Genomic DNA, 12439 nt, shown 5'->3' on the forward strand with positions numbered 1-12439 from the left:
GATTACCATCTTGATGAGAGAAACACTGATGTCTCAACCACGCGAATTTGATTACATCATTATCGGTGCAGGCTCGGCGGGCAATGTGCTCGCGACTCGGCTCACCGAAGACAGCGCCGTGAGCGTCCTGCTGCTCGAAGCCGGAGGGCCGGATTATCGCTTTGATTTTCGCACCCAAATGCCTGCTGCACTGGCCTATCCGCTGCAGGGCAAGCGCTATAACTGGGCGTTTGAAACCGACCCGGAACCGCATATGGACGGCCGCCGTATGGAATGCGGTCGCGGCAAGGGTCTGGGTGGCTCTTCGCTGATCAATGGCATGTGCTATATCCGCGGCAACGCGCTGGATTATGACAACTGGGCCAAGCAGCCGGGTCTTGAAGACTGGGACTACCTAAGCTGTCTGCCCTACTTCAAGAAAAGCGAAACCCGCGACATCGGGCCAAACGATTACCACGGCGGTGACGGTCCGGTGAGTGTAACTACGCCAAAAGCTGGCAATAACCCGCTGTATCGCACCTTTATCGAAGCCGGCAAGCAGGCAGGTTACCCGGAAACCGAGGACGTCAATGGCTACCAGCAGGAGGGCTTTGGCCCCATGGACCGCTTCGTGACGCCCAACGGTCGGCGTGCGTCAACTGCCCGTGGCTACCTGGATACTGCCAAGCAGCGCGAAAACCTGACCATCGAAACCCACGCGGTAACCGATGTAATCGAGTTTGAAGGCAAGCGTGCTGTAGGCGTTCGTTACGAAAAGAAAGGCGAAAAACAGCAGGCCTACGCTCGCCGTGAAGTGCTGCTCTGCGGTGGTGCCATTGCCTCACCGCAAATTCTTCAGCGTTCAGGCGTTGGTGATCCCGAGCTGCTCCGCGAACTGGATATCCCCGTCGTGCACGACCTGCCCGGGGTGGGTGAAAATCTCCAGGATCACCTGGAAATGTACATCCAGTACGAGTGCAAAGAGCCTATTTCACTCTACCCGGCGCTCAAATGGTACAACCAGCCCAAGATAGGCGCCGAGTGGCTGTTCAAAGGCACTGGCGTAGGTGCCAGCAACCAGTTTGAATCCTGTGGTTTCATTCGCAGCCGCGATGAAGAAGAATGGCCCAACCTCCAGTACCACTTTTTGCCCATCGCCATCAGCTATAACGGCAAAAGCGCGGTACAGGCCCACGGCTTTCAGGCCCACGTTGGGTCCATGCGTTCGGAAAGCCGTGGGCGTATCCGACTGACATCAAAAGATCCCCACGCAGCGCCCAGTATTTTGTTTAACTACATGGCGAAAGACAAAGACTGGCAAGAATTCCGCGACGCCATTCGCTTGACGCGCGATATCATCGCCCAACCGGCGTTTGACCCATACCGTGGCCGCGAGATTGCACCAGGCCCAAACGTGCAAAGCGACGAAGAGCTGGACAAGTTCGTCAAACAGCACGCGGAAACGGCCTACCACCCCTGCGGCAGCTGTCGAATGGGCGATGACATAATGGCAGTGACTGACGGCCAAGGGCGAGTACATGGACTCGAGGGTCTGCGCGTCGTTGACGCATCATTATTCCCTGTCATCCCCACCGGCAACCTCAACGCACCCACTATTATGTTGGCGGAAAAAATCGCCGACCGAATCCGTGGGCGCGAGCCGCTGCCCCGTGCTGACGTCGATTATTACGTTGCCAACGGTGCCCCTTCCAAACAACACTGAACCAAGCCCTGAGGGTAAAACTCTAAAACGTCGCAGCCTCGCTGCGGCGTTTTTTTATACCCGCAAAAAGGCACCGAAATACTTGCACTGGATGGCACAGGTCTGCCAATATTCAAACATCCGTTTAAATATGTAAACGAATCATACCGCACTACCCCTAACATGGAGAGGCTTTATGCTCACCCTACTACTGATTGTGCTGGCCATTATCGGCCTGCTTGTGGTGATGCGCCGCGAGGCGGGCGCACCAGCAGCCCTAGCCGTGCTTGGCGTACTTGGCCTGGTTGGCCTACTGGTAGATGCCAGTGTTATCGGCGTACTGCTTCTATTGGGCGCTGCCGCTGTAGCAGTAGCGGGCTTACCCGCATTGCGCCGCCAATGGCTCACCCCACGGGTGTTTGCGATGTTCAAAAAAGTCGCTCCCAAGGTTTCCGATACGGAGCGCACCGCTCTGGAAGCGGGCACCGTCGCTTGGGACGGCGAGCTGTTTTCCGGCAAGCCCCAGTGGAACAAGCTGCTCAACTATAAAGACGACGGCCTGCGTGAAGATGAGCAAGCCTTCCTAGACAACCAGTGCGCTAAAGCCGCTGGCATGTGTAACGCATGGGACATCACCATTGAACGCGCAGATTTACCCCAGCAGCTGTGGGATTACCTGAAAAAAGAAGGCTTCTTCGGCATGATTATTCCGAAGGAGTACGGTGGGCTGGGTTTCTCTGCCAAAGCACAGTCGATGGTGCTACAAAAGTTATCAGCCAACGAGACGCTAATGGTCACCGTCGGCGTCCCCAACTCGCTAGGCCCAGGCGAACTATTGCTCAAGTACGGTACGCAAGAGCAAAAAGATCACTACCTGCCGCGCTTATCCGATGGCCGTGAAATCCCCTGCTTTGGCTTGACGGGCCCGCGTGCTGGTTCAGACGCCACCTCGCTGCCGGATACCGGTGTGGTGTGCAAGCAGATGGTCGACGGCAAAGAAGTCTTAGGCCTGCGGCTTAACTTTGAAAAACGCTGGATCACCCTGGCACCCATTGCCACCGTGGTCGGACTTGCGTTTCGTCTGTTTGACCCAGACAACCTGCTCGGCGATGAAGAAGACCGCGGTATTACGCTGGCGTTGATTCCCCGCGATACCGACGGCATGGACATTGGCCGCCGTCACCACCCGATTGGCAGCCCGTTTATGAACGGCCCGATTATCGGCAACGATGTTTTTGTGCCGCTGGATACCATTATCGGTGGCCCGGATATGATCGGCCAAGGGTGGCGCATGCTGGTTGAGTGCCTTTCCATCGGCCGCTGCATCACCCTGCCCTCGGGTGCCACCGGCACGGCGCGCTATGCACTGGGCTGGAGCGGGGGCTTTACTCGCGTGCGTCGCCAGTTCAACGTCCCCGTGGCGGAAATGGAAGGCGTTCAGGAACCCCTGGCGCGCATGGCAGCGCTGGGCTACATCGCTCAGGCGACGGTGTATCAAACCGCCAATCTGATCGATCATGGCGAAAAGCCTGCGGTCCCCTCGGCGATTCTGAAAAGCCAGCTGACCGAATTCCAGCGCGACATTCTGGCCGACGCCATGGACGTACACGGTGGCAAGGCGGTCACGCTTGGCCCGCGCAACTACTTAGGGATAGGCTACAGCGCCAACCCGGTGGCAATCACCGTGGAAGGCGCCAACATCATGACCCGCAATTTGATGATCTTTGGTCAGGGCGCAATTCGCTGCCATCCCTACGTGCTCGAAGAGCTGGCTGCCAAAGACGCCAATGATATCAAAGCGTTCGACAAGGCGTTTTTCAGTCACGCTGGGTTAATCTTTGGTAACGCGGCGCGCGCTTTCACACTCGGCTTTGGCATCGGCAAACCCAACGTGCCGTTCGATGGCCCCGCCACTGTCTATGCCCAGGACATCGCGCGTCTCTCAGCCGGCTTTGGCCTATGCGCCGATGCTGCCATGGCAAGCCTTGGCTCGGCTTTGAAAAAGCGCGAAATGCTTTCCGCACGCTTAGGCGATGTGCTTTCCAATCTTTACCTCGCTTCCATGGTGCTTAAGCAGTGGCAGTCGGGCACTAAGGTAGAAGGCGAAGAAGCCCTACTGCACTACAGTTGCCGCTTCCTGCTCCAGCGTGCTGAGCAAGCTTTTGTCGAGATTTTCGATAATCTACCCAATCGCGCACTGGGCAAAACACTTAAAGTGATCGTCATGCCAACAGGTCGTCGCTGGGACAAGCCCCATGACGACTTTGCACGGGATATCGCCCAGCGTGTTTCGACGCACAGCGCATTGCGCAGCAAACTGCTGGAAAACACCTGGGATAAGGACGACGGCGAGCAGCCCAACCCGTTAGCGCGCTACAACGCACTGCTGGTGGACTATGACCGCGCAGAAGCCCTTTATCGCACGGTCAACAAAGCCTACGCCAAAGGTGAACTTCCGCAAACGGCGCTACATCCTGAAGCACGTGTCGAAGCGGCGCTAGAGAAAGCGCTGATTAGCGAAGAGGATGCTCAGTTTATGCGCGAATTCGAGGCTGAAGTGCTTGAAATGCTCACTGTGGATGATTTTGCCTACGACGCTTTTGCCAAGAATAAGTCGACGCTAATCGACCATAACGCTAAGCCCGCGGCTGACAACAAAGCCGACAAGGCGGAAACCAGCGTCAAATAGCGGCTTGCGCAGTCTTGCAACTTATAACCGGCCCGCGAGGCCGGTTTTTTTGGGCCTATACTTTCGTTTAATTTTCGATTTTTATGCGCAAATGACTTACCAACGGCACATAAAAGGCGTTGCATGTTCGAAATCGATCAACTAGAATTTCGTAAACGAAAGCTAGATTTTCCAATAACAACGACGCTAGCGAGATTGGCATGTCCCTACACTTGCAAAATATCGAACACACTGTGGGTGGTGTTCCCTATATCCGCGACGTTGACCTAGCGCTTGAGCCAGGCTCATTCAATGTGCTGCTGGGCAGAACATTGGCGGGTAAAACTACCCTGATGCGCTTAATGGCTGGGCTTGAAGCGCCCACCAAAGGGCGCATTCTGATGGACGGCAAAGACGTTACCGGCGTTTCAGTACGTCACCGTAACGTCTCTATGGTGTATCAGCAGTTTATTAACTACCCCAGCTTAACGGTCTACGACAATATCGCCTCGCCGCTCATTCTGGCCAAACACCCGGCGCATGAGATTGATAAGCGCGTGGGCGAAATTGCCGAAATGCTGCATATCGAGCATCTGCTTAAGCGCTACCCGCAGGAGCTTTCCGGCGGCCAGCAGCAGCGCACCGCCATGGGCCGTGCGCTGGTCAAAGATGCCGATGTGATTTTGTTCGACGAACCTCTGGTTAACCTGGATTACAAACTGCGCGAAGAACTGCGCGATGAGCTGCGTGAGCTTTTTAAAGTGCGCAACTGCATTGCCGTTTACGCCACCACCGAACCCAATGAAGCGCTCGCGCTGGGTGGCAATACCGCAGTGCTACACGAAGGCCGGCTGTTGCAGTACGGCCCCACTGACCAGGCCTACCGCGAACCCAACAATGTGTTAAGCGCTGAAATGTTCTCCGAGCCGCCCATTAACATTCTGCCCGGGCGGCTAACAGATGACCAAATCACCTTCGATGGCACCACCCACTTTGCTTGCGACGACGCCCTGCGTCGGCTGCCACCGGGCGACTATCAGTTTGGCGTGCGTGCCTCGCATTTGAGCCTCACGCCCCGCGCGGAAGATGACTTGGCCCTGGAAGTCGTCGTCGATGTGGCGGAAATCAGCGGCTCGGAAACGTTTTTACACGTTCGCCACCCGCACTTTGCACTGGTGCTACACCTGGTCGGCATTCACGAGTTGAGTATGAATCAGGCTATCAACGTTCACCTTCCGATTCACAAGCTGTTTGTGTTTGATCAGCAAGGCAGCATTGTGCATACCCCAACGCATCTCATGGAGGGCGCTGCACATGGCTGAGATCGAGCTTAAATCGCTTGCCCACACTTATAGCGAATCCCCGCAATCGGCGGCCGATTACGCCATTCGCCACATGCAACATACATGGCACCAGGGTGGTGCGTATGCACTGCTGGGGCCTTCCGGGTGCGGTAAGTCGACGCTTTTGAATATTATTTCCGGACTGATAGCCCCCTCCGAAGGCGAGGTGTTATTCGACGGCCACTTGGTCAACGAATTACCGCCGGAGGAGCGCAACATCGCCCAGGTTTTTCAGTTCCCAGTGATCTACGACACCATGACGGTGTTCGATAATCTGGCGTTTCCACTGCGCAACATGAACACCCCCGAGCATCGCGTGAAGCCCAAGGTACTGGAAATTGCCGATATTCTAGAGCTGACCCCGCTGCTCTCGCGCAAGGCCAAAAACCTGACCGCCGACGAGAAACAAAAGGTTTCCATGGGCCGGGGCTTGGTGCGTGATGACGTGACAGCGATTTTGTTTGATGAGCCGCTCACGGTGATTGACCCGCAGTTAAAGTGGAAGCTGCGGCGCAAGCTCAAGGAAATTCACGAGCGCTTTAATATCACCATGATTTACGTCACCCACGACCAGCTAGAGGCGTCTACCTTCGCGGATAAAATCGCCGTGATGTACGAAGGCCAGGTGGTGCAGTTTGGCACCCCCCGCGAGTTATTTGAGTCGCCCGCCCACACCTTTGTGGGCTACTTCATCGGCAGCCCTGGGATGAACTTTTTCACGCTGCGATACCAAGACCACGCCGCCTACTTTGGCGACCAAGCCATTGCGTTAAACCCAGCCTACCTGGGCGCAGTGAGTCGCGCTAAAAGCGACAACGTAAAGCTTGGGATTCGGCCTGAATTTGTCGAGGTATTTGCGACAGCCAAGCCCGACACCCTGGCGGTGCACAATCAGCACGTTCAAGACCTTGGCACCTACGCCATTCTGACCTTTTCGCTAAATCAACAGACGTTCAAAGCGCGGCTTTCCGAGGACCATCCGCCGCTGGGTGAGACGGTTCACGTACGCTTTCCAGACGACAAACTAAGCCTTTACGTCGATGAGTACCGAGTTGAGGTAGACCATGAATAAAATACGTAATAACCGCGCCTGGCTACTCGTGCTTCCCATGCTGGTGTTGGTGGCGTTTTCCGCCATTGTACCGCTGATGACGGTCGTCAACTATTCGGTTCAGGACGTGCTGGGTGCCAACGCCCGGTTCTTTACTGGCACCGAATGGTTTAAAAGCATGCTCAACGACCCTGAGCTGCAAGTCGCGTTTGTCCGCCAAATGATCTTTTCGCTCACGATTCTCGCCATTCAGGTGCCTTTGGGTATCGGCATTGCGCTGATTATGCCCAAACGCGGCTGGCAGGCCTCGGCGGTGTTGATTTTGATTACCCTACCGCTGCTGATTCCCTGGAACGTGGTCGGCAGCATTTGGCAAATCTTCACCCGCGGCGATATTGGCCTGATGGGCTGGGGCTTACGCCAATTAGGCGTGGACTACAATATTACCCGCGACGCATCAGATGCCTGGATCACCATCATATTAATGGACGTATGGCACTGGACGCCGTTGGTCGCCATGCTTTGCTACAGCGGTCTGCGCTCCATCCCCGAAGCCTACTACCAGGCAGCACGCATTGACCGAGCCTCCAAATGGGCGGTGTTTCGCTACATCCAACTGCCCAAGCTGACCAATGTGCTGGTGATTGCCGTACTGCTGCGCTTTATGCACTCGTTCATGATTTACGCCGAGCCGTTCGTGCTGACCGGCGGTGGGCCGGGCAGTTCGACCACGTTCTTAAGCCAGTCGCTTGCCACGATGGCTATCGGCCAGCAGGACCTTGGGCCGTCGGCGGCGTTTTCGATCATCTACTTCCTGGTCATTCTGCTCGTGAGCTGGGTGTTCTATACCGCCATCATGCACATGCAAAAAGACAAACATCCTCAGGGAGGCGCGTGACATGAGCTATCAACTCGAAAATACCCAGCAGGGCGAAAAGTACAACACGATTTTTAGCCGCACGACACCTGCCAAACGGCGCAAGCGTAACGCACGCAGTCGGCTGCGCTCCCGCGTGCTGCTGGGGCTGTATCTGTTTTTAATGATTTTGCCGATTTACTGGCTACTCAATATGTCGCTGCAAACCAACAGCGAGATATTAGGCTCCATGACGCTATGGCCAGAGAACATCACGCTGGATAACTATATTGGCATCTTTACCAACTCAAGCTGGTATATGGGTTATGTCAACTCGATCGCCTACGTGCTGATGAACATGCTGATCACCATTTGCGTGGCGTTACCTGCCGCTTATGCGTTTAGCCGCTACAGCTTTATCGGCGATAAGCATTTGTTCTTCTGGCTGTTAACCAACCTGATGGCACCACCGGCGGTGTTCTTGCTGCCCTACTTTCAGCTGTATTACTCGGTGGGGCTGTTCGATACGCATATTGCCGTCGCGCTGGCCCACTGCCTGTTCAATATTCCGCTGGCCATTTGGATTCTGGAAGGCTTTATGAGCAGCGTGCCAAAAGAGATCGATGAAACGGCGTATATCGACGGCTACAGCTTTCCGCGCTTTTTTATCAAGATTTTCATTCCCATGATCCGCTCGGGCATCGGCGTCACACTGTTCTTCTTGTTTATGTTCTCGTGGGTGGAGCTGCTGCTGGCCCGCACGCTCACCGCCACCAGTGCCCAACCGATTGGCATGATCATGACGCGCACGTCCACTGCATCAGGGATCGACTGGGGCACGCTTGCCGCCGCCGGTGTGCTGACCATTTTGCCCGGCATTCTGGTGGTCTACTTCGTTCGCAACCATATCGCCAAGGGCTTTGCCCTGGGTCGTACCTAAGGAGGTGATGTATGTCTTGGATGGTATGGACAGTGCCCACGGCAATTTTCTTTTCCGCCATTGCGGCCATGCTGGCCGGGATGACGGTATGGGAAGTTGTCTCGCCCACCATAGAGCGAAAGGGCTTTTTGCCGATTAGCACAACCCGCGGCGACCGGCTGTTTATTGGTCTGCTCTCAGCCGCGTTTATTCACCTGGGAGTAATTGGCTACACCTCTTTATCGATTTGGTTGGCACTGGCGGCATCGTTTGTCTGGCTGTTGGTGCTAATGCGCTGGGGCTAACCGGCGCTAATCAAAGTAGCGGTTTCATGGACGGTTCCGTCATTAGGGAAGATCACAACACAACGAGGTCAACATGCGACATAACAATTTCAAACTCACCACCCTCGCCGCTAGCCTGCTGCTGGCATCCGCCACGCTGTCGGCGGATGACAGTGATGCGCGCGCCATTGCCGAACGGCTGGTCGATGAGCATTTCCAAGACTCGACACTAAGCCGAGAGGAAAAGATCGAAGAGCTGATGTGGTTTGCCAAAGCCGCCGAGCCGTTTCGCGACATGGACATTGAAACCGTCGCCGAGGGCTTAACCACCCACGTCTACGAAAGCGAAGTCTTGGCAGAGGCGTTCACCGAACTCACTGGTATCAATGTCACCCACAACATCATCGGTGAAGGTGACGTGGTCGATACCATGCAAAACCAGATGCAGTCGGGGAACAGCATCTATGACGGCTTCGTCAACGATACTGATTCCATCGGCACGCACATTCGCTACGGCACCACGATCAACCTGTCTGACGCCATGGAAAACGAGTGGGCCGACTACACTCTGCCCACACTGGATCTTGACGACTTTATCGGCCTGCAGTACGGCACCGGACCGGACGGCAATATTTACCAGCTGCCCACTCAGCAGTTTGCCAACCTTTACTGGTTCCGCCATGACTGGTTTGAACGCGAAGACTTCCAGGAGCAGTTCCGCGAGATTTACGGCTATGACCTGGGCGTGCCGACTAACTGGACCGCCTACGAGGATATTGCCGAGTTCTTCACCGAGCACGTTGGCGAAATCGACGGTGAGAAAGTCTATGGCCACATGGACTACGGCCGCCGCGACCCCTCGCTAGGCTGGCGTTTCCACGACTCCTGGCTCTCCATGGCCGGTATGGGCAGCAAAGGCGTGCCGTTTGGCAACCCGGTTGATGACTGGGGTATTCGTGTTAACGAAGACAGCCAGCCGGTCGGCGCAAGCGTAAGCCGTGGCGGCGCCACCAACTCGCCGGCTTCCGTGTTTGCCATGCAAAAAGCGGTTGACTGGCTAGCCGATTACGCCCCAGAAGAAGCCCAGGGCATGACGTTTGGCGAGGCTGGCCCCGTGCCTGCTCAAGGCCATATTGCCCAGCAGATTTTCTGGTACACCGCCTTCACCGCCGACATGACCGACCCGGAAGTGGCCGTCACCGATGACGAAGGCAACCCGCTGTGGCGCATGGCTCCCTCGCCCACTGGCCCGTACTGGGAAGACGGCATGAAAGTCGGTTATCAGGACGTAGGTGCCTGGACCTTCTTTGACTCAACGCCTGAGGACCGCCGCACCGCTGCCTGGCTGTTTGCTCAGTTCACCGTATCCAAGACCGCGTCGTTGGAAAAGCTGATGCACGGCCTTACGCCAATTCGTGAGTCGGATATTTTCTCGGATCAAATGACCGAAATGGCACCCAAGCTAGGCGGTTTGGTCGAGTTCTACCGCAGCCCCAACGAGTCCAACTGGACGCCTACCGGCACCAACGTGCCCGACTACCCGCGCATGGCTCCGCTATGGTGGCAAAACCTGGCACCGGTGATGAGCGGCGAAGTCTCGCCACAGGAAGGCTTGGATAAGCTGGCCGAAGACATGGACAACACCATGAGCCGCCTGGCCCGTGCCAACGTATTCGACAGCTACGCGCCAGTGCTCAACGACGAGCGCGACCCGCAGGAATGGCTGGATGAAGACGGCTCGCCCAAGCCAAAGCTTGACGATGAAATGCCGCAGGGCACCACCGTGCCTTACGACGAAATGATGGAAGAATGGATGTCAGCAGGCACCCGCTAACGCGGTGCTTAGAACGGCATACTCGCGCTAATACGGCGGCCCACCAGGGCCGCCATACATCGCCACAAGGCTGGCTGAGTGGGTTAAACGCCCTGCCCAGCGTGAACGGGGCTTTTCTTTGTTAATTTGGATCCGCTATGAAACTGCGTAACCGTAATATAGAAAAACTACACAGCGAAGCCTTCGATGTACTGATTATCGGCGGCGGCATTAACGGTGCCGCCACCGCTGCCGCGCTTTCGGGCAAAGGTGCCAACGTGGCCTTGATTGACCGAGGTGACTTTGCAGGCAGCACCAGCATGCACTCTTCAAACCTGGTTTGGGGCGGCATCAAATATATGGAAAGCAAAGACTTCGCACTGGTTCGTAAACTGTGTAAAAGTCGTAATCATTTAATTAAAAGTTACCCGTCAACGGTTCAGGAGATTCGTTTTCTGACCACGATCACCAAAGGTTTTCGCCACTCACCACGCTATTTGTGGGCGGGCACCTGGCTTTACTGGCTAATGGGGAATGGTTTTACCAAGCGCCCTCGTTTACTGTCCCCCAAGAAAATCAAGCAAGAAGAGCCCATCATCGATATCGATGGGTCCGTTGGCGGCTTTGAGTATTCCGATGCCTACCTGCACGACAATGACGCACGATTTGTATTTAATTTTGTTCGCCATGCCCTTAACTACGGTGCCATCGCCACAAATTATGTTGAGTCCCTAGGTGCCGAACGCCACGGCGATTATTGGGTAACCAAAGCTCGTAACGTGATTGACGGCCAGTCATTTGATATTCGCGCCAAGGTGTTAATTAATGCAGCGGGTCCGTGGGTGGATCAACACAATGCCATGACAGGACAAAAGACCACCCATCAACACCTGTATTCAAAGGGCATACACCTAATTGTGCCGCAGCTGACAGATTCGCAGCGTGTGTTGGCATTTTTCGCTGACGACGGTCGTTTGTTCTTTGTGATTCCCATGGGCAATCGGACCTGTATTGGCACCACCGATACGCACATGGAGCATCCCGAGGTGGAGGTCACCGCCGAGGATATTGCCTTTGTGCTGGAAAACATCAATAAACGCCTGACACTCGACAAGCCACTCGATCAAACCGATATCATCTCGACGCGCTGTGGCGTTCGGCCGTTAGCGATTAAAGCCGAAGAAGAAAGCGACCGTGATTTCCTACAGCTATCCCGCAAGCATGTAATTGATACCAATAAGGACAGTGCTCACATCAGTATTTTTGGCGGCAAGCTGACCGACTGTTTGAACGTAGGGGATGAAATTGCCGAGGCTGTTGTACAACTCGGCATCGCGCTACCCGATCAAGGCTTCCGCTGGTATGGCGAACCCGCCAACGCGGTGAAACAGCAATTTATGGATCAGGCAAAACGCATGAACCTGGATGCGATGACGGCTGCTACGTCTTCAGAGCCCCTTTCATCGCGCCTTTGGCGGCGTTACGCCGAGCAGGCAATGCCCATGCTGGAAAAAATCCGTCAAGACCCTGCGGAAGCCGACATTCTAATTGAGGGCACAGAGTATATTCGCTGCGAGCTTGCCCACGCACGCGACCATGAAATGATTACCCAACTTGAAGATTTTCTTCGCCGGCGGGCAAAAGTATCGCTAGTGGTTCACCACGAGCAACTACGTCATTCTAAGGGATTAAAAGAAGCTTGCCGTGTGTTGTTTGGCGAGAAAGCAGAAGAACGCTTTGAGGACTATTTTGCCCAGCACCGCGATACGGCCCAACCCTATACCCCCATGCAAAAAGTGCCTTCATAAACGGGCGGCTTTGCGT

The 12439-nt window shown here is 55.4% G+C and carries 9 protein-coding genes; all 9 read left to right on the forward strand.

Annotated elements, in window-relative coordinates:
* Positions 1 to 28: 28 nt before the first annotated feature.
* Positions 29 to 1702, forward strand: a complete 1674-nt coding sequence (betA, locus tag GA0071314_RS10235; protein ID WP_074396545.1) for a choline dehydrogenase — start codon at positions 29 to 31, stop codon at positions 1700 to 1702.
* 175 nt (positions 1703 to 1877) lie between these two features.
* Positions 1878 to 4370 carry an acyl-CoA dehydrogenase gene (locus GA0071314_RS10240; RefSeq protein WP_074396546.1) on the forward strand — a complete coding sequence of 831 codons (2493 nt, stop codon included), beginning with the start codon at positions 1878 to 1880 and terminating at the stop codon, positions 4368 to 4370.
* Positions 4371 to 4570: 200 nt separating this feature from the next.
* The gene (locus tag GA0071314_RS10245) at positions 4571 to 5671 is read left to right on the forward strand and encodes an ABC transporter ATP-binding protein (protein ID WP_074396547.1); all 1101 of its coding nucleotides are present in this window, start codon (positions 4571 to 4573) and stop codon (positions 5669 to 5671) included.
* Positions 5664 to 6764, forward strand: a complete 1101-nt coding sequence (locus GA0071314_RS10250; protein ID WP_074396548.1) for an ABC transporter ATP-binding protein — start codon at positions 5664 to 5666, stop codon at positions 6762 to 6764. Before GA0071314_RS10245 ends, GA0071314_RS10250 begins: the two co-directional genes overlap by 8 nt.
* Positions 6757 to 7641, forward strand: a complete 885-nt coding sequence (locus tag GA0071314_RS10255) for a carbohydrate ABC transporter permease (RefSeq protein ID WP_074396549.1) — start codon at positions 6757 to 6759, stop codon at positions 7639 to 7641. Before GA0071314_RS10250 ends, GA0071314_RS10255 begins: the two co-directional genes overlap by 8 nt.
* A 1-nt stretch (position 7642) precedes the next feature.
* Positions 7643 to 8539, forward strand: coding sequence for a carbohydrate ABC transporter permease (locus tag GA0071314_RS10260; RefSeq protein ID WP_074396550.1), 897 nt, complete (start codon positions 7643 to 7645; stop codon positions 8537 to 8539).
* A gap of 11 nt (positions 8540 to 8550) precedes the next feature.
* Positions 8551 to 8823, forward strand: coding sequence for a DUF2160 domain-containing protein (locus GA0071314_RS10265; protein ID WP_074396551.1), 273 nt, complete (start codon positions 8551 to 8553; stop codon positions 8821 to 8823).
* Positions 8824 to 8896: 73 nt separating this feature from the next.
* Positions 8897 to 10636: an ABC transporter substrate-binding protein gene (locus tag GA0071314_RS10270; RefSeq protein WP_074396552.1), complete on the forward strand. Its 1740-nt coding sequence runs from the start codon at positions 8897 to 8899 to the stop codon at positions 10634 to 10636.
* Positions 10637 to 10773: 137 nt separating this feature from the next.
* Complete coding sequence (locus GA0071314_RS10275) at positions 10774 to 12423, forward strand: glycerol-3-phosphate dehydrogenase/oxidase (protein ID WP_074396553.1); 1650 nt, start codon at positions 10774 to 10776, stop codon at positions 12421 to 12423.
* Positions 12424 to 12439 lie beyond the last annotated feature (16 nt).

Source organism: Halomonas sp. HL-93, from assembly GCF_900086985.1.
GTDB lineage: Bacteria > Pseudomonadota > Gammaproteobacteria > Pseudomonadales > Halomonadaceae > Vreelandella.

Excerpts from the sequence above, each read along its gene's own strand:
- betA (WP_074396545.1), top strand. The coding sequence starts at position 29 with ATGTCTCAACCACGCGAATTTGATTACATCATTATCGGTGCAGGCTCG.
- GA0071314_RS10240 (WP_074396546.1), top strand. The coding sequence starts at position 1,878 with ATGCTCACCCTACTACTGATTGTGCTGGCCATTATCGGCCTGCTTGTG.
- GA0071314_RS10245 (WP_074396547.1), top strand. The coding sequence starts at position 4,571 with ATGTCCCTACACTTGCAAAATATCGAACACACTGTGGGTGGTGTTCCC.
- GA0071314_RS10250 (WP_074396548.1), top strand. The coding sequence starts at position 5,664 with ATGGCTGAGATCGAGCTTAAATCGCTTGCCCACACTTATAGCGAATCC.
- GA0071314_RS10255 (WP_074396549.1), top strand. The coding sequence starts at position 6,757 with ATGAATAAAATACGTAATAACCGCGCCTGGCTACTCGTGCTTCCCATG.
- GA0071314_RS10260 (WP_074396550.1), top strand. The coding sequence starts at position 7,643 with ATGAGCTATCAACTCGAAAATACCCAGCAGGGCGAAAAGTACAACACG.
- GA0071314_RS10265 (WP_074396551.1), top strand. The coding sequence starts at position 8,551 with ATGTCTTGGATGGTATGGACAGTGCCCACGGCAATTTTCTTTTCCGCC.
- GA0071314_RS10270 (WP_074396552.1), top strand. The coding sequence starts at position 8,897 with ATGCGACATAACAATTTCAAACTCACCACCCTCGCCGCTAGCCTGCTG.
- GA0071314_RS10275 (WP_074396553.1), top strand. The coding sequence starts at position 10,774 with ATGAAACTGCGTAACCGTAATATAGAAAAACTACACAGCGAAGCCTTC.